General features: G+C 73.2%; 15 protein-coding genes, 2 pseudogenes and 1 riboswitch. Of the genes and pseudogenes, 11 read left to right on the forward strand and 6 right to left on the reverse strand.

Annotation, left to right across the window (positions count from 1 at the left end):
- Positions 1 to 55: 55 nt before the first annotated feature.
- Positions 56 to 127, reverse strand: a pseudogene (locus SGA01_RS42120) (flavoprotein); the annotation flags it as partial.
- A 554-nt stretch (positions 128 to 681) separates the two neighbouring features.
- On the opposite strand from SGA01_RS42120, the pseudogene SGA01_RS18140 reads away from it, so the two are divergent.
- Positions 682 to 867: pseudogene (locus SGA01_RS18140) on the forward strand (CorA family divalent cation transporter); the annotation flags it as partial.
- A gap of 6 nt (positions 868 to 873) precedes the next feature.
- Here SGA01_RS18140 and SGA01_RS18145 read toward each other — a convergent pair.
- Positions 874 to 1,551: a hypothetical protein gene (locus SGA01_RS18145; RefSeq protein ID WP_141297516.1), complete on the reverse strand. Its 678-nt coding sequence runs from the start codon at positions 1,549 to 1,551 to the stop codon at positions 874 to 876.
- A gap of 63 nt (positions 1,552 to 1,614) precedes the next feature.
- Between SGA01_RS18145 and SGA01_RS18150 the strand changes: the two genes are divergently transcribed.
- The gene (locus SGA01_RS18150) at positions 1,615 to 2,379 is read left to right on the forward strand and encodes a polysaccharide pyruvyl transferase family protein (protein WP_141297517.1); all 765 of its coding nucleotides are present in this window, start codon (positions 1,615 to 1,617) and stop codon (positions 2,377 to 2,379) included.
- Positions 2,376 to 3,176 (forward strand): aspartyl/asparaginyl beta-hydroxylase domain-containing protein, encoded by an 801-nt coding sequence (locus SGA01_RS18155; protein WP_141297518.1) that lies wholly within the window; start codon positions 2,376 to 2,378, stop codon positions 3,174 to 3,176. The genes SGA01_RS18150 and SGA01_RS18155 overlap by 4 nt, the downstream gene beginning before the upstream one ends.
- A 5-nt stretch (positions 3,177 to 3,181) precedes the next feature.
- Here the strand turns inward: SGA01_RS18155 and SGA01_RS41090 are convergent, their stop codons facing one another.
- Both SGA01_RS41090 and SGA01_RS18165 read right to left on the reverse strand, forming a co-directional pair.
- Complete coding sequence (locus tag SGA01_RS41090) at positions 3,182 to 5,362, reverse strand: sulfotransferase family protein (RefSeq protein WP_167534125.1); 2,181 nt, start codon at positions 5,360 to 5,362, stop codon at positions 3,182 to 3,184.
- Between the two features lie 110 nt (positions 5,363 to 5,472).
- A complete protein-coding gene (locus SGA01_RS18165) occupies positions 5,473 to 6,834 on the reverse strand; it encodes a 2OG-Fe(II) oxygenase (protein WP_141297519.1) in 1,362 nt (453 codons plus the stop codon).
- A gap of 64 nt (positions 6,835 to 6,898) precedes the next feature.
- Here SGA01_RS18165 and SGA01_RS18170 point away from each other — a divergent pair, with 64 nt between their 5' ends.
- Positions 6,899 to 7,840, forward strand: a complete 942-nt coding sequence (locus SGA01_RS18170; protein ID WP_141297520.1) for a glycosyltransferase family protein — start codon at positions 6,899 to 6,901, stop codon at positions 7,838 to 7,840.
- Here the strand turns inward: SGA01_RS18170 and SGA01_RS18175 are convergent.
- On the reverse strand, positions 7,776 to 8,594 hold the full coding sequence (locus SGA01_RS18175) for a DUF1826 domain-containing protein (protein WP_167534126.1): 819 nt from the start codon (positions 8,592 to 8,594) through the stop codon (positions 7,776 to 7,778). The genes SGA01_RS18170 and SGA01_RS18175 overlap by 65 nt on opposite strands.
- Positions 8,595 to 8,705: 111 nt before the next feature.
- A riboswitch (cobalamin riboswitch) is annotated at positions 8,706 to 8,909 on the forward strand.
- Positions 8,910 to 8,976: 67 nt separating this feature from the next.
- Between SGA01_RS18175 and SGA01_RS18180 the strand changes: the two genes are divergently transcribed.
- Genes SGA01_RS18180 through SGA01_RS18190 form a run of 3 tightly spaced genes read left to right on the forward strand, consistent with a single transcriptional unit; the run spans position 8,977 to position 11,989 of the window.
- The gene (locus SGA01_RS18180; RefSeq protein ID WP_141297521.1) at positions 8,977 to 10,020 is read left to right on the forward strand and encodes an ABC transporter substrate-binding protein; all 1,044 of its coding nucleotides are present in this window, start codon (positions 8,977 to 8,979) and stop codon (positions 10,018 to 10,020) included.
- Positions 10,017 to 11,114, forward strand: a complete 1,098-nt coding sequence (locus SGA01_RS18185; RefSeq protein ID WP_141297522.1) for a FecCD family ABC transporter permease — start codon at positions 10,017 to 10,019, stop codon at positions 11,112 to 11,114. The genes SGA01_RS18180 and SGA01_RS18185 overlap by 4 nt, the downstream gene beginning before the upstream one ends.
- Complete coding sequence (locus tag SGA01_RS18190) at positions 11,111 to 11,989, forward strand: ABC transporter ATP-binding protein (protein WP_141297523.1); 879 nt, start codon at positions 11,111 to 11,113, stop codon at positions 11,987 to 11,989. Before SGA01_RS18185 ends, SGA01_RS18190 begins: the two co-directional genes overlap by 4 nt.
- 3 nt (positions 11,990 to 11,992) lie before the next feature.
- Here the strand turns inward: SGA01_RS18190 and SGA01_RS18195 are convergent, their stop codons facing one another.
- Positions 11,993 to 12,994 carry a LacI family DNA-binding transcriptional regulator gene (locus SGA01_RS18195; protein ID WP_141297524.1) on the reverse strand — a complete coding sequence of 334 codons (1,002 nt, stop codon included), beginning with the start codon at positions 12,992 to 12,994 and terminating at the stop codon, positions 11,993 to 11,995.
- Between the two features lie 155 nt (positions 12,995 to 13,149).
- Here SGA01_RS18195 and SGA01_RS18200 point away from each other — a divergent pair, with 155 nt between their 5' ends.
- The 4 genes from SGA01_RS18200 (at position 13,150) to meaB (ending at position 19,215) form a co-directional block, all read left to right on the forward strand.
- Complete coding sequence (locus SGA01_RS18200; RefSeq protein WP_141297525.1) at positions 13,150 to 14,103, forward strand: nitrilase-related carbon-nitrogen hydrolase; 954 nt, start codon at positions 13,150 to 13,152, stop codon at positions 14,101 to 14,103.
- A 117-nt stretch (positions 14,104 to 14,220) separates the two neighbouring features.
- Positions 14,221 to 16,041, forward strand: coding sequence for a methylmalonyl-CoA mutase subunit beta (locus SGA01_RS18205; protein ID WP_141297526.1), 1,821 nt, complete (start codon positions 14,221 to 14,223; stop codon positions 16,039 to 16,041).
- A gap of 8 nt (positions 16,042 to 16,049) precedes the next feature.
- Positions 16,050 to 18,224: a methylmalonyl-CoA mutase gene (scpA, locus tag SGA01_RS18210; RefSeq protein ID WP_141297551.1), complete on the forward strand. Its 2,175-nt coding sequence runs from the start codon at positions 16,050 to 16,052 to the stop codon at positions 18,222 to 18,224.
- Between the two features lie 4 nt (positions 18,225 to 18,228).
- A complete protein-coding gene (gene meaB, locus SGA01_RS18215; protein ID WP_141297527.1) occupies positions 18,229 to 19,215 on the forward strand; it encodes a methylmalonyl Co-A mutase-associated GTPase MeaB in 987 nt (328 codons plus the stop codon).
- The last annotated feature ends 48 nt before the right edge of the window (positions 19,216 to 19,263 follow it).

Below are 19,263 nucleotides of genomic sequence, written 5' to 3' on the forward strand. Positions count from 1 at the left end.
GCGTGGCTACAACCACAACACCCCAGTCCCGTTCCTGGGCGGCCGTATCGAGCTAACCGACATCGCCGGCGATCCCGGCCGCACACACGACGACATACACGAACGGCTTGCGCTGCGGCTCATTCACGCGGGTACTCCCAGTCGACGGCTGAGGTGGTGGAGCTCTGGCAGCGTACGACGGCGGCCCCGGGGAACAGCAGCCTCACAGGACTCCTCCGGCCCCGCCTTGCCGACCGGAAACTGCCAGGACAGTCTCGCTGCCCGGGCTGTGATCCGCCCCGACGCATTGGACGCCGCCGCGACCTCGCATCCTGCGCAGGGACCCCATTCGCCAGATCCAGTCGCGCATTGGTCCGCGTCGTCGGTTGCTTTCACTGTGAACGAGCAGCCGCACCCGATCGCGATCTACCGCCGACCGAACAGCGGCCACCTGCCCCACTGCCACTACGTCGCGTAGCCTGACACGGCACGCGGATCACGGTCCCGACCAGCGGTGATCCCCCTTCAGAGGCAGCCTCCGCTGGGGAGAATCTGGGGAGAATGAAGCCCCGTTGGGGAGCGTCTGGGGAGAATCGGCCGCGTTAATCGGCGTCATCATGAAAGCCCCCGAAACGGGCAAAGCCCCAGGTCAGCACACCTCCCGCAAGGATCTGCGCAGGTCAGCGCACCGAGGGCGACAACTTCAAGAAGATCTCCGCCTGGGCCGCCATCCTCTTCGCGCCCACCCTCGTCGGCACCATCTACGGCATGAACTTCGACACCATGCCGGAGCTGCACTGGGCGGGCGGGTACCCGTTCGCGATCCTGCTGATGGCCGTGGTCTGTACGAGCCTGTACGTCATCTTCAAGAAGCGGGACTGGCTCTGAGGGTGCTCAGGCGGGCTCGCCCGGCACCGTGACCAGGGCGTCCAGTTCCCGGCGCAGGGCCGCGTCGATGCCTCCCCTGCTCCAGTACCACCTGCACAGCCGCGGTACCTCCGGCGTGTCCGCGTCGTACCAGGTGAAGGCGGTGCGGTGGGCGGTGTGGGCGTGGGCGCCGAGGACGTTGAACTCCGAGAAGCCCCGGGGCGGTCGCCCGGCCACGTACCGGGCCAGGGGGATTCCGTGGCGTTCCAGGGACAGGGCGCGTACCTCCGCGTACAGCGCGCGCGGGTAGGTGAAGGGCGGTTGCTGCATGAAGTCGTAGGCGACCGGACGGCCCAGGAACTCCTCCGTCGGGGCGAGCCAGGGCCGGTGCCGGCCGAGCAGGCCGACCGCCTTGCGGACGATCCACGGCCGGCCGGCGTCCAGCAGGTCGGCGGGCGAGACGGGGCGGTCGAAGACGACGTCCGAGTCGACGTGGCAGATGAGGTCGGCGTCCGTGAACTCGTCCGCGTACAACTTGGTCACCTGCTGTCCCAGGTAGTCGTCGCGGTAGTCCGGGCACACCGTCAGCCGTACGTCGCCGCCGATCGCCCGGCGCACCGCGGCGGATCCGGTGCTCGGCGACACCACGACCACGTCCGCGAAGCCGTGGCACCACCTCTCGACGGCCGCCAGCGCGTAGCGCAACCAGGCGACATCCCGGTGGTAGGTACGGATGAGAAGGGCCGTCCGCTCGCTACAGTGACCGATGTGTCCGAGTCCGTCCCCGCGTTCTGGTGCCGGGTGCCCAGTCAGGGCAATGTCGGTGACCGGCTCACTCCCTGGCTGATCCGCCGGATCTCCGGCGCGCCGGCCCGGTGGGTCGCTCCGCACGCCCCGGGCCGCAAGCATTTCGTCACGGGCAGCGTGGTCGCGCTCGCGGGTCCGGGCTCCGTGGTGTGGGGAGCGGGTGTGATGGAGGCCGGCGAGACCCTCGATCCGCGGGCCGAACTGCTCGCCGTCCGGGGGCCGCTCACCCGGGAGGCGGCCATGCGCTCGGGTGTCGGCTGTCCCCCGGTCTACGGCGACCCCGGGCTGCTGGTGCCGAGGTTCCTTCCGGTGCGCCCGGTCCGGGCGGGCGGCCGACCCGCGGTCGTCCCCCACTTCGCGGACAAGGCCCGGGCGCGGCGCGGTGTTCCGGCGGGCTGGCGGATCGTCGACGTACAGGGCGGCGTCGAGGACGTCGTCGAGCAGCTGACGGGTGCCTGTCTGGTCGCCTCGTCGAGCCTGCACGGCATCGTCCTCAGCCACGCGTACGGGATCCCCGCCGTCTGGATCCGGTTCCGGCCCCTGCCCGGCGGCGACGACAGCAAGTTCCACGACTACTTCCTCTCCGTCGGTGTGCCGGTGCCTCCGCCGGTGCCCGTCGGCGCCGACGGTGCCGGTCTTGACCCGGTCGCCCTGGCCGATTTCGCGACGCTCCCGGCGGACCTCCCCGACCTGGACCTCCTCCTGGAGAGGTGTCCCTTCCGATGACCCACCACGATCCGCTGTCGCTGCTGCGCGGCATCCGGGACGCCAACTACCACCGCCCCGGCATCCGGTGCCTGCGGCTGTTCTCCGCCGACGCCCGGATCCTGCGGGAGCTCGCGGCGGAGGCGGAGGGGCTGCGCGCCCGGAACGCCCCCTCGCTGGCGGGCGACCCGGGCCACGTCACGGCCTGGACCGGTCCTCGCGGCCGCGTGGAGCAGTTCAGTCTGCTCAACGCGTCGGGTCGCTGCGACGACTTCTCCCAGGACCACGACCTGTCCTGCTTCGGCAAGCGGTTCCACCACCGCTCGCGCTACCCCGCCCTGTCCGCGCTGGCGGAGGCGCTGCCGCACCTGGTCAACTTCCGGATCAACGTCCTCGGCCCCGGTGCCGCGCTCGCCCCGCACGAGGAGCACAGCGTCGTACGGTCGCACACCGGCGCCGTGGGGGTGCGGGCCCGCTTCCACCTGCCGCTCGTCACCGGCCCCGAGGCCACCCTGCTGCTCGACGGCGACCTCCACCGTCTGGCGGCCGGGACCGTCTACCTGGTCAATCACGGGTGCGTCCACGCGGCCGAGAACGCCGGGGCCGCCGACCGGATCCACCTCGTGTGGGACATGCTGCTGACCGCCCCCGCCACCGAGGTGATGTTCGGGACGGGACCGGCACCCGAGGGCTTCACCCGTACGCGCGTACGCACCGTGCGCCCCGAGGGCCGGCGGACGGTCGCCCGGTGGGAGCGGATCGCGCCCCGGGTCTCGGAGTCCGAGGCCCGGCACGTCGGCTTCCTCGATCCGCAGTAGCCGTCTCAGTACAGGGTCCGGGTGAACTCGGCCGGAACGTAGTGGAACAGCAGGGACGTGTGGGTGCTCCCGTCGGGCAGCGGCGGACGCCAGTGCGGTACGCGGGTGCCCCGGAACAGCACGGCCTCACCGGGACGCTGGACCAGCGACAGCGACCCGCGGGCCGTGTCGAGGAGCAGCGGCCAGCCGCCCGCGATGCCCGGTCCCGACTCCCCGAGGAGCAGGGACACCGTGTACTCGCACTGTTCGCGGTCGACGTGCCGGTCGAGGACGGCGCCCGCGCGGTACGCGGAGACGTACGCGTACGAGGGCCGTACCGGCCGCCCGGCGAGGCGGCCCACCAGGGTGCCGAACTGGTGGTGGAAGAAGCGGGACAACGACTCGTTGTACCAGCCGTAGCGGCCTTCGACCTGTGCGTCCCCGAGCGGCCAGCAGCCGGTCGCGATGAGCCGCTCGTAGTAGTCGAGGAGCGCCTCGCGGTGCCCGGGGCGCACCAGTCGGCCCATCCCGCAGACGTCCGAGCGCGCGAACTCCTCGGCGGCGTCCGCGACGGCGGCATCGGCCAGGGCCGTACGGCGCGCGCGCAGCTCCGCCGTCCCGAGCGCGCCGGCCCCGGTGAGCGCGGCGCGCAGCCCGGGCGGGAAGCCGGGTGGCAGGGGGCGTCCCGGGGCGAGCTCGCGGAGCGCCCAGAAGTCCTCGAAGCGCACCCAGTAGGGGACGAGCGCCCCGGTCTCGGCGTCGTCGGTCCACAGGAGGGGGTGGCCGCTCAGGAAGCGGTCCCGGAAGCGGGCCCTGCGTGCCATGCCGAGGGGGATGGTGACCCCGGTCTGGAGCACCGCGGTCGGATCGAGCACCGCCTCGTCGCCGCGGCCTGCGACCTCCTCGGCGTCTGGTCCGATGGGGTCCGGTCCGATGGGGTCCGGTCCGATGGGGTCCGGTTCGGTGGGGTCCGGTTCGGTGGCGTCCGGTTCGGTGGGTTCCGTCTCGTGGAGCCAGCAGGCGAAGGTCGGGCGACGGCGAGGTGCCTCCGGAGCGGGCGGGGCCGCCCGGGAAGCCGGGGTGGACTGGGGCATCGTGGTCCGTCCGTTCGTGAGGCGCCGCAGGGTGGGCCGCACGGCGTCGAGCGCCGCCGGGTCGAAGCCGGGGGTGTCGCGCCACTTGCCGGGGCGCGGCGGGCCGATCGTCGTGGCCGACAGGGGCAGGTCCCTGCCCCGCGGCGCGGCGGGCAGGTCCAGTTCGGCCTCCAGCCGCCGCAGCGTCCGCGCCGGTGCGGCGCACAGCTTGGCGTAGTCGACGTCCACCCAGGGGACGGCCGGCCGCAGGTCACGGGCGTCGAGGATCCCCTCCACGGCGGCGGCCCACTGCCGGGCCGCGATCCGCGCGAGGTCCTCGCCCGCCCAGCCGCGCCAGCCCGGTGGCAGCAGCAGGTGCCAGGCCCGCCGTGGCCAGCCGGGCAGGTCCGGGATGTTGACGAAGCCCGGATGGGTCCAGGCCCGCACCATGCTGGCCACCGTGTCGCGGGCGTCGCGGTGCAGACGGACGACCGTGGCGTCGGGGAACAGCCGCAGCAGGAAGGGGAGTCGCAGGCTGTTCTCCGGGGTCTTCTCCAGCAGCCTGGGGGGCCGGCCCCGGGGAGCACCCGTCCCGGGCGGGCGCCGCGCGTGCGCATCGCGGAGATCGGCGAGGAAGCCCGCCCGTACCGCATGCCCCCAGGTGTCGGCGTCCTCGGCGTCCAGCGCGTGCGAGGCGTAACCGCGGGCCGCCGGGTGGAGTGCGGGCACGCCCTCGATCACCCCCTCGCTCTCCCCGCCGGCCGTCCACAGGGCGGGGCTTCGGGCCAGCGCGTCGAACAGCGCGGTGCTGCCGGAGCGCGGCGGGGAGACGATGATCACGGGCGCGGGGAGCGGGGCGTCGGGGACGGCGCTCACCGGTCCGGTGAGCGCCGTCCCGAGCCGGGTCAGGGCGGGGTCCCGGGCCGCGGAGAACCCGGCGGCCGCCTCGGCCGAGGCGAAGAGGTAGCGGGCGCGTACCCCGTGGGCGTCGGCCCGCACGGCGCGGGCCAGCAGCTCCGGCGCGTCGGGGAAGGGGCCGTGGTGGGTCTCCCGCGCGGCCCGCCGCACGCGGCCGGACGGGAGCGCCACGTGGCCCTCCACGGACCACGCGACGCACTCCCGCGCAACCGCCACGCACGGCTCCTGCGCCGGCTCCTTGGGCGGCTCCTTCTCCGGCTGCTCCGCCTCCCGCGGCTCCTCTCGTCCGGGCCGCCCGCCGGACTCCCGCCCGCCCGGTCGGCCGGTCACTTCCGGTGGATCCAGCCGGTCACGCTGAACCGGCTGTCGGCGAAGGCCTTGCCCGGTACGCGGACGGGCAGCACCTCGTGGTCGTGGCGGCTCGGGAAGAACACCGCGAGGTTGGGGCGCGGCACGATCGTCTGGCTGCGGTCCGTGGGAACGACCCGGCCGTCCTCGACGACCGTCTCGAAGACGCGCAGCTCCCCGCCGGAGAACCGGCGCGGCTCGGCCGAGAAGAAGTAGACGAAGGTGAGCTCGCGGGTGTCCCCGCCGTCGCTGTCGCGGTGCATGCCGAAGTAGTCCCGGTCGCCGTTGGCCGTGACCTGGAGCTCGATGCGGCCCATCGGGAACGCCGGGTGGCCCAGGCGGGCGCGCACCGTGTCGAGCTGCTCCTTGATGCGGTCCGTGAACAGGGCCTCGAAGCGGCCGAGGTCGTGGAGGACCGAGCTGCTGCGGACCCGCTCGTCCACCACCGCCGCCCCCGACCCGTGCGGCTGGATCGTGGCCGGCGTGAACGCGGTCTCGCTGTCGAGGACGTACCGGAGGAGGTCGTCCTGCTCCGCGTCGGTGAGCAGTTCCCGTACGCCCTGGGCGACCTCGGCGAGCACGTCCCTCTCGAACCGGCCCGTCCCCGTGGGCACCCCGGCCGGCTTGCTGTAGTGGCCGCCGCGGACCAGCCGGGCGATCTCGGACGGGACGGTGACGCGGTCCGCCGTCCATTCCGCACGCGACCCCAGGTAGACCGTCCCGTGGAAGGCCGCGTTGCGCTCGTACACCTCGTCGTCGACCGCGCCCGCGAGCAGGTCGACCGAGTCGGCCCCGGCCAGGCCCAGGTTCTTGAGGAGCTCGCGGGCCGGGGCGCGATAGGTGAGGTACCGCGCCGCCTCGGTGAGGAAGACGTCCTCCGTGCGCTCGAAGCCGACGCGGCGCATGACCAGGTCGGCGAGCCTCGACTCCTCGGCGACGAGGTAGTGCACCTCGGCGCCCGGGTCGACGGCCAGCGTCTCCAGGGCCTCCTTGTACAGGGCGGCGCACAGGCCGGTGTTGGTGAGGTCCTCGTCGGCGACGTGCACCGGGCTCAGCCCCCAGCATCCGTCGGAGACCAGGTGCGTCTGCAGGACGCCGGTGATGTTGCGCGCGCCCAGGCCCCACGGCGGCCACGGCCGGTCGCGGACCGCGGCGAAGATCTGCGAGTCGCCGTCGCGGAACTGCGGCAGGACCACCTCGTCCATCAGGTGCGGTGCGCCCGACCGCCGGAAGAAGGCGTGCAGGGCGGCTTTCGCGGTGTCACCGAGTTCGTCGAAGATCTCGATGCGCGTGGCGCCGTTGCGCTCCGTGAAGAAGTCGCGTCTGATGGGCTCGGTCATGGCCTCTCCTGTCATGGCCTCTCCTGTCATGTCGCTGTGTCGATCCCCGTGGGGAGGACGACGAGTGGACCTCGCGGCGGGCGCGCCGTTCCTGCGGGTGACCGGGCCGGGCGGCGAGCCGCTGCCGTGGGTGGTGGTCCGGGCTCCCGTCGTCACCCGGGCCCAGCACGTACGTCTGCACGACCTCGCGGACGAGGGCTGTCGCTTCGTCGGCGCCACCAGTCACCTGGGTTTCCCGGGGGCCGGGTTCCGTGACGAGCGCGACTACGGGCTGCTCTGCGAGGGGTGGCTGCACTGCTTCCGGGACCCGGACCGCTTCCTGCCGCCGAACGGGCCGCGGGTGCTGGTGAGCGAGTCCGACTTCACCGACCCGCTCCGTGTCGACCCGCGCCGGATCCACCGGCGCCCGGTGGCACACGCCCTGCCGGCGGAACTGGTCGCGGACGTGGTCCATGTGTCCGGTGCGGAGCCCTGGCGGCAGGAGGCCAAGAACTGGCCGCTCGCCGCCCGTTGCCTGCGCCGGCTGGCCGCGGAGACGGGACTGCGCGTCCTGGTCGTCGACGCCCCGCCCGGCGCCGGGTCGCTGCCGGGTGTCAGGTCGTCGGGTCCGCTGGAGTGGCCGTCCCTGCTCGCCGTGATCGCCGCCGCGCGCTGCCTGTTCGTGCCGGCCGTCCTCGACGCGTCGCCGAGGGTGCTCGCCGAGGCGCTCTGCCTCGATGTGCCCGTCGTCGTCAACCGGTCGATCCTCGGCGGCTGGCAGTACGTCAACGCCTTCACCGGCGCGTTCTTCGACGGCGTGGACGACGTGGTGCCGGCCGTCCTGGGGACGATCGGCGCCGCGGGCGGGCCGCGGTCCTGGTTCACGGCGCATCACGGGCCGGCCCGGGCGGGCGCGCGCGTGCTCCGGCTGCTGCGTTCCCTCGATCCCTCGCTGCCCGCCCTCAGCCATGTGCTGCTGGCCCCCGACCCGGGCCCGCCGAAGCGGTCTGCGCCGGGGACACGTTGAGGACGAGCCTCGGAGGGCCCTGCATGGGCGAGCGGTGGATCCACGCGTCCGCCACGGGATGCGGCGACCAGTGGCGCCGTACGTCGATGTGCTTGAAGTAGACGGTCGCGTCCGGCGGCACCCGGTGGACGGGGGCGTGGGGGCGCAGGAACGACGGGGTCTCGTCCATGGCGACCAGCGGGTCGGCCGCCGCACAGGCCGGTCCGTCGCCGCGGGTCCCGGCCCCCGCCTGCCGTGACACTCGTTCCCGGCGGGACAGGTAGGCGTAGAAGTCCTTCATGCTCCGTACGTCGTCGCCGGACACGTACTCCGTCGTCGGACCGTTGTAGACCCGCACGGCACCGGTCGTGGGGGCCTGCGGCGGGACCGTGTCGACGTGGAAACCGCAGCGCCGGGTGGGAGCCTCGGTGAACACCCGTACCATCACGCGCCCGACGTCCGCCGAGGCCATCACCTGCTCCACGATCCCCGTCATGTCCTCCAGGAGCGGACGCGCGACCGCCCTGTCCGTGTCGGCCAGGGCGGTGCGCGACCAGTCGGCGAACTCATCGCGGGAGACCGCGCTCAGTGTCGTACGGGTGATGACGAGCCGCCGCGAGACCACCAGCTCGGCCAACTCGTCGAGCCAGCCGGGGCGTTCGCCCGGGGCCACGATGACGGCGGTCAGCCCGGGGTCGGTCAGCCGCGCGATGTCCCGCGCCGTGTCCCCGCGGAGGACACCGCCGGGGAAGCTCTCCTCGTCGATGGGGACCACGGACGGCACCGTAGCCGTCGGCCACCACCGCCCCCGGCCCGACAGGCGGGACCGGGGCCGCGAGAACCCGTTCGGCGCAGACTCCGGTCCCGGTTCCGCGTGCAGGCCCTGTGGTAACTTGCCCGGGCCAGTCGCACCTGTGTACGTATCAGCACGATATGTGCACGGGTCAGGGAATCCGGTGGGAATCCGGAGCTGACGCGCAGCGGTGAGGGTGACGGGCGGAGCATCGGCCACTGGGTCCCGAGGGGTCCGGGAAGGCGTTCCGTCCGGACGACCCCGAGTCCGAAGACCTGCTGGCGGCCCCGGCGTCGCGCGCTGCCGTCCGGGGAGCACCGTACCGACAGGCTCCGCGCATGAGCCGTGACGCAGAGGATTCCCCGTGCCCCTCGCACACCCCGTCCGTTCCGCCGTGCTGCTCGTGGCCGGCGCCCTCCTCGCGGCCGGTTGCGGCTCCGGCGGTACGGCACCCGCCGAACCGGCGGCGAAGGGCACGACCGCCGGCTATCCCGTACGCCTCGACAACTGCGGTCAGCGGGTCGAGATCGACCGTGCTCCGCGCCGTGCCGTCGCCCTCGACCAGGGTTCGGCCGAGATCATGCTGTCGCTCGGTCTGGCCGACCGCATGGTGGGGACCGCCACGTGGACGGACCCGGTTCTCAAGGGGCTGGAGAAGGCGAACGCCGCGGTCCCCCGACTCGCGGACCGTTACCCGTCGTTCGAGAAGGTGCTCGACACCGAACCCGACTTCGTCAGCGCCTCCTTCCTCTACACCCTGGGCAAGGGCGGCGTGGCGCCCCGCGAGCAGTTCGCGAAGCTCGGCGTCCCCACCTACCTCTCCCCCAGCGACTGCGTCGGCAAGGACAACAGCGGCGACGGTGACGGTGTCCGCGACCGGCCGCTGACCATGGACACCGTGTACGGCGAGATCCGCGACCTGGCCCGGGTGTTCGGCGTGCCGGAGCGCGGCGAGAAGCTCGTCGGAGAGCTCCGCGCCCGGGTGGAGAAGGCCAAGGCCGGTGCCGACTTCGGCGACGCGTCCGTCCTGTACTGGTTCTCCGACTCGCAGGGGCCGTACATGGCCGGGTGCTGCGGCGCCCCGGGGATCGTCAGCGGGACCCTCGGCGTGAAGAACGTCTTCGACGACACGAAGGAGGAGTGGCCGCAGATCAATTGGGAGACCGTCGCCGACCGCGATCCCGACGTGCTGGTGATCGCCGATCTGACCCGCAAGGCGCAGTCGGCCGAGAGCGCCGCGAAGAAGATCGAGTTCCTGGAGTCCCACCCCGTCACCCGGAACATGACGGCGGTGAAGGGCAAGCGGTACGTGATCCTCAGCGGCCAGGCCATGAACCCCACCCTCCGCACCGTCGACGGCATCGAGAAGGTCGCCGCGGCCCTGCGGACGTACGGGCTCACGAAGTGAACCCGTCGGGTACGGAGACGGCGGGCAGGGCGAGCCGGAGTCGTCGTCCCGATCGGGCCGCGCCCCTCTCCTCCCTCCCCTCCCGCGCGCTCCCGCCCGTCGCCGCGGCCGCCGGGATCGTCCTCCTGTGCGTCTCCGTCGCCCTCGCCCTGACCATCGGCCCGGCCGACATCCGTGTCGCCGACGCCTGGTCCGTGGTCGCCTCCCACCTCGGCGGGAAGCCGTCCGGGCTGAGTGCGATCCGCGACGGCATCGTCTGGGACCTGCGACTGCCCCGCACCCTCCTCGCGGCCGTGTGCGGCGCCGGACTCGCCGTCTGCGGCGCGGTGATGCAGTCCCTCCTGCGCAATCCGCTCGCCGACCCGTTCGTCCTCGGCGTCTCCTCCGGCGCCTCGACCGGCGCCGTCGCGGTCGTCGTGCTCGGCGTCGGCGGCGGCGTGGTGTCCGTCACCGGCGGAGCGTTCCTCGGCTCGCTCTGTTCCTTCGCCCTGGTCCTGCTGCTCAGTCACACGCTGGGCGGGTCGACGGACCGCGTCGTCCTGGCGGGGGTCGCCGCGATGCAGCTCTTCTCCGCCCTCACCTCGTTCGTGGTGATGACCGCCGCCGACGCCGAGACCACCCGGGGCATCCTCTTCTGGCTGCTCGGCTCGCTCACCGGCGCCGGCTGGACCGATGTCGGCGTGTGCGCCGCCGTCCTGGCCGGGGCGCTGCTGGTCTGCGGCGCACACGCCCGTACCCTCGACGCCTTCGCCTTCGGCGAGGAGGCTGCGGCGACGCTCGGCGTCTCCGTGGCCCGGACCCGTCTCGTACTCCTCACGGTCACCGCGCTGCTCACCGCCGTCCTGGTCTCCTCCGCTGGCGCGATCGGCTTCGTCGGTCTGGTCCTGCCGCACGCGGTACGGGCCCTCGCGGGCCCCGGTCACGCCCGGCTGCTGCCGCTGACCGCGCTGGCCGGGGCGGTGTTCCTGGTGTGGGCCGACACCCTCGCCCGTACCGTCCTCGACCCGCAGGAGGTGCCGGTCGGCGTGGTGACCTCGATCATCGGCGTCCCCGCGTTCGTCCTCGTCCTGTACCGCACCAGGAGCGCTCGATGACCGACATCTCCCGGTGCGCCGACGGCGGTACGGGGCTCCGCGCCGCACACGTCTCCCGCACCGCCGGCGGCGCCCTCGTCCTGGACGGCGTGACCATCGCGCCGCGCCCCGGCACGCTCACCGGGCTGCTGGGCCCGAACGGTTCGGGGAAGTCCACCCTCCTGCGGGTCCTGGCCGGCGTCCTCGCGCCCGACGCCGGGGTCGTGACCCTGGACGGCGACCGGCTGGACACCGTCCCGCGCCGCACGCTCGCCCGGCGCGTCGCTGTCGTCGAGCAGTACGCCGACACCCAGGTCGACCTCACCGTGGCCGATGCCGTACGCCTCGGCCGCATCCCGCACCGCCGGGCCTGGTCGCCCGCGACGGCCGCCGACGAGGCCGCCGTACGATCCGCCCTCGCCCGCACCGGGCTGACCGACCGGGCACGGCGGAGCTGGCGCACCCTCTCCGGCGGCGAACGCCAGCGCGTCCAGATCGCCCGCGCCCTCGCCCAGGAGCCGCGCGAGCTGCTCCTTGACGAACCGACCAACCACCTCGACATCCAGCACCAGTTGGACCTGCTGAGCCTGGTCGCCGGGCTCCGCCTCACCTGCGTCGTCGCACTGCACGACCTCAACCTCGCGGCGATGTACTGCGATCACGTGGTGGTCCTGCGCGAGGGCGGGGTGGTGGCCGCCGGTCCGGTCGAGGAGGTCCTCACCGCAGGACTCATCGCGGACGTGTACGGCGTCCGGGCCTCCGTGACCCGCCCCGACCCGGACGGCCGCCCCCACATCCGCTTCCTCGGCACGGCGCCGCCGGGGAGTGAGCAGCCTGGGGCGGTCGGTGCCGGTCGGTGCCGGTCGCGTCAGCTGGTGCCAGGCGGTGTCAGTTAGGTGTCAGTCGGTGCCGAGCGTGGAGGCGCGGGTTTCGAGGGTCCAGCCGTGGCGGCGGACCGTCTCCGGTCCGGTGCGCCCGGCGAGGATGTCACAGAGGAGCTCGACGCAGACCCGGCCGTAGTCGGCGGGGCGAAAGTCGACGGCCGTGATGGCCGGCGAGCTGCCGCGCGTCGCGGCGCCGTCGACGCAGGAGGCCACGAGAAGGTCCCTGCCGGGGGTCCTTCCCAGGGCGGTGGCGGCGCGCAGGACGCCGGGGGCCGCGCCGTCGGGGGCGCAGACGACGGCGTCGATGTCCGGGTCCGCGGCCAGGAGGGCGGCGGTGGCCTCTTCCGCCTCGCGTGCGGTGGCGGCGAAGGAGACGGTGTGCCGCGCCACCGGGAGTGCGTGGTCGCGGCCCCAGTTCTCGGCGGTGGTGTGCAGGGCGGCGGCCCAGGCCGAGGTGTCGGCGGGGGCGAGCAGGGCCGGGCGGCGGGCGCCGCGGTCGTGGACGTGGTCGAGGAGCGCCGTGAGGGAGGCCGCGTTGTCGCAGACGACCGCGCCGACGGGGTCCGGAGCGGGGCCGAGGTAGCGCTCGCCGGTGACGACGGGGACGCCCGCGTCGAGCAGGGCGGGCACGGCGGCGTCGCCGGTCTCGGGGTCGATGACGAGCATGCCGTCGACGCGTGAGGCGAGCGGGCCGTGGGTGCCGCCGGCGGGGGCGAGGAGGACGACGTCGAGTCCCTCCTCCTGGGCGCGGGCCACCGCTCCGAAGGCGAGCTTCATGTAGTAGTCGAGCCGTGTCGCGGTCTGCGGCAGGTGCAGCCCGATCGCCCCCGTGCGGGCGCTGCGCAGCCGGCGGGCGGCGCTGTTGGGCCGGTAGCCGAGGCGGGCGGCGACCTCGCGGACGTGGTCGCGGGTGGCCGGGGCGACCCGTCCGGAGCCCTGGAGGGCGTCGGAGACGGTGCTCTTGGAGACTCCGGCCGCCTGGGCGACGTCGAGAAGGGTCACAGTGCGGGCGTTCACGGGTCCGCAGTGTATGCGCTGGCACCGGATCGCGCCGGAACGTTCCGGCAAAGTCCGTCTCCGGCTTGCCGGAACGTTCCGGCAAGGCTTAGATTCCTCTCACCCAACCCCGCTGACTGAATTTTCAGTCCACCGACCAGAGGACCCTGATCCCGATGACCACCTCCCCCTACGCCCTGCTCACCTCCTTCGGCTCCCCGCTCGGTTCGCCCGGCCGCACCCGCCCCGCCGAGCGGGAACCGCTGCGCGTCGGGCTCGTCCAGATGCGGTGGTACGCCGACGAGCGCGAGCACGACGCCCGGCTGCGCGAGGGGGTGGAGCTGGCCGCCGCGCAGGGGGCGAAGGTCGTGTGCCTGCCCGAGCTGACCCGCAGCCCGTACTTCTGCAACACCGACGACCCCATGGCCGACGGCGCCGCCCGCTACCTGGAGGACGTCGAGACCGGACCCACCGTCGGCCTGGCGGCCGAACTGGCCACCCGGCTCGGCGTCACCGTCCACGCCTCCCTCTACGAGCGCGCCGAGGACGAGGGGCTCGGCTACAACACGGCCGTCTGCGTGAACCCGGCGGGCGAACTCATCGGCCGCACCCGCAAGAACCACATCCCGGCCTTCCCGGGCTACCGCGAGGACCTGTGCTTCCGCCCCGGCGACAGCGGCTTCCCCGTGGTCGCCCACGAAGGCGCCCGCTTCGGCTTCCCGACCTGCTGGGACGAGTGGTTCCCCGAGCTGGCCCGCGCCTACTCGCTGGCCGGCGCCGAGATCCTGGTGCACCCCACCGCCATCGGCTCCGAGGTGGACCTGCCGGACTTCGACACCCGGCCCATGTGGGAGAAGGCGATCAGCGCCAACGGCCTCGCCAACGCCCTCTTCATGATCGTGCCGAACCGCGTCGGCACCGAGGGCCGGTCCACCTTCTACGGCTCCTCGTTCATCTCCGACCCCTACGGCCGGATCATGCTGAGGGCCCCGCGGAACACCCCCGCCGTCCTCGTGGCCGACCTCGACCTCGACCAGCGCCGGGACTGGCTCGACTTCGGCCTGATGGGCACCCGCCGCCCCGAGCTGTACGGCGCCCTCACCGAACGGCACCCGCGCCAGGCCCGGTGACACCGGCGCCCAGGCCGTAGGCGGCGGGCGCGGCCCGGGCAAGGCCGTCCCGGAGAGGTCAAGGTCACAGTCGATCACTCTGCTGTCACTCAAGGGCCTTCACCTAGCATCCGAGGCATGACTGTGCTGCCTGACGATGGCCTTTCCCTGGCCGCCGAGTTCCCCGCAGCGACCCACGACCAGTGGCGTCGCCTCGTCGCGGGCGTGCTGAGCAGGTCGGGCAAGGACGTACCGGACACCGAGGCCGAGGACGCGCTGTCCACCGCCCTCGAGGACGGCCTGCGCGCCCGCCCCCTGTACACGGCCGCCGACGCCGTCCCCGATCCCGGCCTCCCCGGCTTCGCCCCGTTCGTTCGCGGCGGCCGGGCGGAGGGCAACACCGCGAGCGGCTGGGACGTGCGCCAGCGGCACGTGGCGTCCGATCCCGAGGCGGTCCTCACCGACCTGGAGAACGGCGTCACCTCCTTGTGGCTGGCCGTCGGGCCGACCGGCGTCCCGGTGGCGGAGCTCGACCGGCTCCTCCAGGGCGTCTACCTCGACCTGGCCCCGGTCGCCCTCGACGCCGGCCCGGAGACCTCGGCCGCCGCGGACGAGCTGTTCGCGATCTTCGAGCGCCGTGGCGTGGCTCCCGAGGCCGCCGCCGGCAACCTCGGCGCCGACCCGCTCGGCACCGAGGCCCGGACCGGACAGGCCTACGACGGTGACGACTTCCCCGGCACCGTCGCTCTGGCGCGGCGCTGCGCGGAGACGTACCCGCAGGTGCGGGCCGTGACCGTGGACGCCCTGCCGTACCACGAGGCCGGCGGCTCCACCGCACAGGAGCTCGGCTGCGCGCTCGCCGGCGGTGTCGCCTATCTGCGGGCGCTCACCGAGGGCGGCCTGACCGTGGAACAGGCCCTCGGGCAGCTGGAGTTCCGCTACGCGGCCACCGCCGACCAGTTCCTGACCATCGCCAAGCTCCGCGCCGCCCGCCGGCTGTGGGCGCGGGTGGCGGAGGCCTGCGGCGCGCCGTCGGCCGGCGCGCAGCGCCAGCACGCGGTGACGTCCTCGGTCATGATGACGAGCCGCGACCCGTGGGTGAACATGCTGCGGACGACGATCGCCACGATGGCGGCCGGCGTCGGCGGCGCCGACTCGGTCAGCGTGCTCCCCTTCGACCACACCCTGGGCCTGCCGGACTCCTTCTCCCGTCGGATCGCCCGGAACACCTCGACGATCCTCATCGAGGAGTCGCACCTGTCCCGGGTGATCGACCCGGCCGGCGGCTCCTGGTACGTGGAGTCGCTGACCGACGAACTCGCGCAGGCGGCCTGGGAGTTCTTCCAGGAGATCGAGCGGGCGGGAGGCCTGGCGGCCGCCCTGCGCTCGGGCCTGGTCGGCCGGGAGCTCGCCGCCAACTGGGCGGAGCGCAGCAAGCGGCTCGCCAAGCGCCGCGAACCGGTCACCGGTGTCAGCGAGTTCCCGCACCTGGCGGAGAAGCCCGTGGTGCGCGAGCCGGCGCCGGTCGCCCCGGGCGGCGGTCTTCCGCGTGTCCGACGCGACGAGGCGTACGAGGCGCTGCGCGCCCGTTCCGACGCCCACCTCGCCGCGACGGGCGCCCGACCGCGCGTCTACCTGGCGGCCCTCGGGCCCGCCGCCGCGCACACCGCACGCCTCACCTTCACCGCCAACCTCCTCCAGGCGGGCGGCATCGAGCCCGTCACCGAGGGGTCGTTCGAGGAGAGCGGGGCCACCGAGGCCTGCCTCTGCTCCAGCGACGCCCTCTACGAGGAGCAGGCCGAGTCCGCCGCCGCGGCCCTCCGGGAGGCCGGGGCCGGGCACGTGGCGCTGGCCGGCCGGCCGGGCTCGTACGCCGGTGTCGACACGTACGTCTTCGCGGGGTGCGACGCGGTCGCCGTGCTCACCGCCGCCCTCGACCGCATGGGAGTGTCCTCCTGATGGGAATCATGGGAGTCCCGGACTTCACCGGGATCGAACTGGGGTCGCCGTCCGCCGCCGGCAGCACCGAGGAGTGGCGCGCCGCCGCCAAGCAGGCCTCCGACGGAGACGGCTCGCTCTGGGAGACCCCGGAGGGCATCGCGGTCCAGCCGCTGTACACCGGGCACGACCTGGAGGACGTCGACTTCCTCGGCACGTACCCGGGCACGGCGCCGTACCTGCGCGGCCCGTACCCGACGATGTACGTCAACCAGCCGTGGACCATCCGCCAGTACGCGGGCTTCTCGACCGCCGAGGAGTCCAACGCCTTCTACCGGCGGAACCTGGCGGCCGGCCAGAAGGGCCTGTCGGTCGCCTTCGACCTGCCGACGCACCGCGGTTACGACAGCGACCACCCGCGCGTCACCGGCGACGTCGGCATGGCGGGCGTGGCCATCGACTCGATCTACGACATGCGGCAGCTCTTCGACGGCATCCCGCTGGACAAGATGTCGGTGTCGATGACGATGAACGGCGCGGTGCTTCCCGTCCTCGCCCTGTACATCGTCGCGGCCGAGGAACAGGGGGTGCCGGCTTCGATGCTCACAGGGACCATCCAGAACGACATCCTCAAGGAGTTCATGGTCCGCAACACGTACATCTATCCGCCGAAGCCGTCGATGCGGATCATCTCCGACATCTTCGCCTTCACCTCGCAGAACATGCCGCGCTACAACTCCATCTCGATCTCCGGCTACCACATCCAGGAGGCGGGCGCGACGGCCGACCTGGAGCTGGCGTACACGCTGGCGGACGGGGTCGAGTACATCCGGGCGGGCCGCGAGGCCGGGCTCGACGTGGACGCGTTCGCACCGCGCCTGTCGTTCTTCTGGGCGATCGGCATGAACTTCTTCATGGAGGTGGCCAAGCTGCGCGCGGCCCGCCTCCTGTGGGCCAAGCTGGTCAAGGAGTTCGACCCCAAGAACGCCAAGTCACTCTCGCTGCGCACCCATTCGCAGACCTCCGGCTGGTCGCTGACCGCGCAGGACGTCTTCAACAACGTCACCCGCACCTGCGTGGAGGCGATGGCCGCCACCCAGGGCCACACGCAGTCGCTGCACACCAACGCCCTCGACGAGGCGCTCGCGCTGCCGACCGACTTCTCGGCCCGCATCGCGCGCAACACCCAGCTGCTGATCCAGCAGGAGTCGGGGACGACCCGGGTCATCGACCCGTGGGGCGGCAGCGCCTACGTGGAGCGACTGACGTACGACCTGGCCCGCCGTGCCTGGAAGCACATCCAGGAGGTCGAGGCGGCCGGCGGCATGGCGAAGGCCATCGACGCGGGCATCCCGAAGCTGCGCATCGAGGAGGCCGCCGCCCGTACGCAGGCGCGGATCGACTCGGGACGACAGCCGGTCATCGGCGTGAACAAGTACCGGGTCGACGGGGACGAGCAGATCGACGTCCTGAAGGTCGACAACTCCTCCGTCCGGGCCCAGCAGATCGAGAAGCTGCGGCGGCTGCGCGCGGAGCGGGACGAGCGTGCCTGCCAGGACGCGCTCGACGACCTCACCCGGGCCGCCGGGGGCTCCGGGAACCTCCTGGAGCTGGCCGTCCGCGCGGCGCGCGCCAAGGCCACCGTCGGAGAGATCTCCGACGCCCTGGAGAAGGTGTACGGGCGGCACTCGGGCCAGATCCGTACGATCTCCGGCGTGTACCGCAACGAGGCAGGAGAGTCCCCGACCGTGGACCGCACCCGCGCGCTCGTCGACGCCTTCGAGGAGGCCGAGGGCCGGCGCCCCCGCATCCTGGTCGCCAAGATGGGCCAGGACGGTCATGACCGAGGCCAGAAGGTGATCTCCACCGCCTTCGCCGACCTGGGCTTCGACGTCGACGTCGGCCCGCTCTTCCAGACCCCGGCCGAGGTGGCCCGGCAGGCCGTCGAGGCGGACGTCCACATCGTGGGCGTCTCGTCGCTGGCGGCCGGTCACCTCACGCTCGTCCCGGCACTTCGGGAGGAGCTCGCCGCCGAGGGCCGGGAGGACATCATGATCGTGGTCGGCGGGGTCATCCCGCCCCAGGACGTCCCCACGCTCCTCGACATGGGGGCCGCCGCCGTCTTCCCGCCCGGCACGGTGATCCCGGACGCGGCCGCGGACCTGGTGCGCCGGCTCGCCGCCGACCTGGGACACGATCTCTGATCCCATGGCCATCGACATCGACACGTACGTGAAGGGCGTACGCGAGGGGAAGCGCGCCCTCGTGGCGCGCGCCATCACCCTCGTGGAGTCCACCCGGCCCGCTCACCGGGTGCTCGCCCAGGAGTTGCTCACCCGGCTGCTGCCGCACAGCGGCCGGGCGCGGCGGATCGGCATCAGCGGTGTGCCCGGGGTGGGGAAGTCGACGTTCATCGACGCCTTCGGCACGATGCTCACGGGCCTCGGGCACCGGGTCGCCGTCCTCGCCGTCGATCCGTCCTCCACGCGGACCGGCGGTTCGATCCTGGGCGACAAGACGCGGATGGAGCGGCTCGCGGTGGATCCCGCGGCCTTCATCCGCCCCTCCCCCAGCGCGGGCACCCTCGGCGGCGTCGCCAAGGCGACGCGGGAGTCGATCGTGGTCATGGAGGCCGCCGGCTACGACGTGATCCTGGTGGAGACGGTCGGCGTGGGCCAGTCGGAGACGGCCGTGGCGAACATGGTCGACTCCTTCCTCCTGCTCTCGCTGGCGCGCACCGGCGACCAGTTGCAGGGCATCAAGAAGGGCGTCCTGGAGCTGGCGGACGTCGTGGCGGTGAACAAGGCGGACGGTCCGCACGCGACCGACGCCCGCGCCGCGGCCAGGGAACTGGCGAGCGCGCTCCGGCTGATGCACGGCCGGGAGGCGGTGTGGACCCCGCCGGTCCTCAGCTGCAGCGCACGGGAGTCGAGCGGCCTGGACGAGGTGTGGGAGCGGCTGGAGAACCACCGCTCGATCCTCGACGCCGCGGGCCGGCTCGACGCCCGGCGCAGGGACCAGCAGGTCGACTGGGCCTGGACGATGGTCAAGGACGAGCTCCTTGGCCGGTTGAACTCCCATCCGGCGGTACGGGCGCTCGCCCCGGACGTCGAGCAGCTGGTGAGGAACGGCGAGCTGACCGCGACGCTCGCGGCGGAGCGCATCCTCGGCGCGTTCGGGGAGCGGACGGACTGAGGCCTCGGGCGGCGGAGGGCCGGGACGGGACGTCCCGGTGCTCCGCCG

It is taken from the genome of Streptomyces gardneri, from assembly GCF_006539185.1.
GTDB lineage: Bacteria > Actinomycetota > Actinomycetes > Streptomycetales > Streptomycetaceae > Streptomyces > Streptomyces gardneri.

Excerpts from the sequence above, each read along its gene's own strand:
- SGA01_RS18205 (WP_141297526.1), top strand. The coding sequence starts at position 14,221 with ATGACTGTGCTGCCTGACGATGGCCTTTCCCTGGCCGCCGAGTTCCCC.
- meaB (WP_141297527.1), top strand. The coding sequence starts at position 18,229 with ATGGCCATCGACATCGACACGTACGTGAAGGGCGTACGCGAGGGGAAG.
- SGA01_RS18200 (WP_141297525.1), top strand. The coding sequence starts at position 13,150 with ATGACCACCTCCCCCTACGCCCTGCTCACCTCCTTCGGCTCCCCGCTC.
- SGA01_RS18190 (WP_141297523.1), top strand. The coding sequence starts at position 11,111 with ATGACCGACATCTCCCGGTGCGCCGACGGCGGTACGGGGCTCCGCGCC.
- scpA (WP_141297551.1), top strand. The coding sequence starts at position 16,050 with ATGGGAGTCCCGGACTTCACCGGGATCGAACTGGGGTCGCCGTCCGCC.
- SGA01_RS18155 (WP_141297518.1), top strand. The coding sequence starts at position 2,376 with ATGACCCACCACGATCCGCTGTCGCTGCTGCGCGGCATCCGGGACGCC.
- SGA01_RS18165 (WP_141297519.1), bottom strand. The coding sequence starts at position 6,834 with ATGACCGAGCCCATCAGACGCGACTTCTTCACGGAGCGCAACGGCGCC.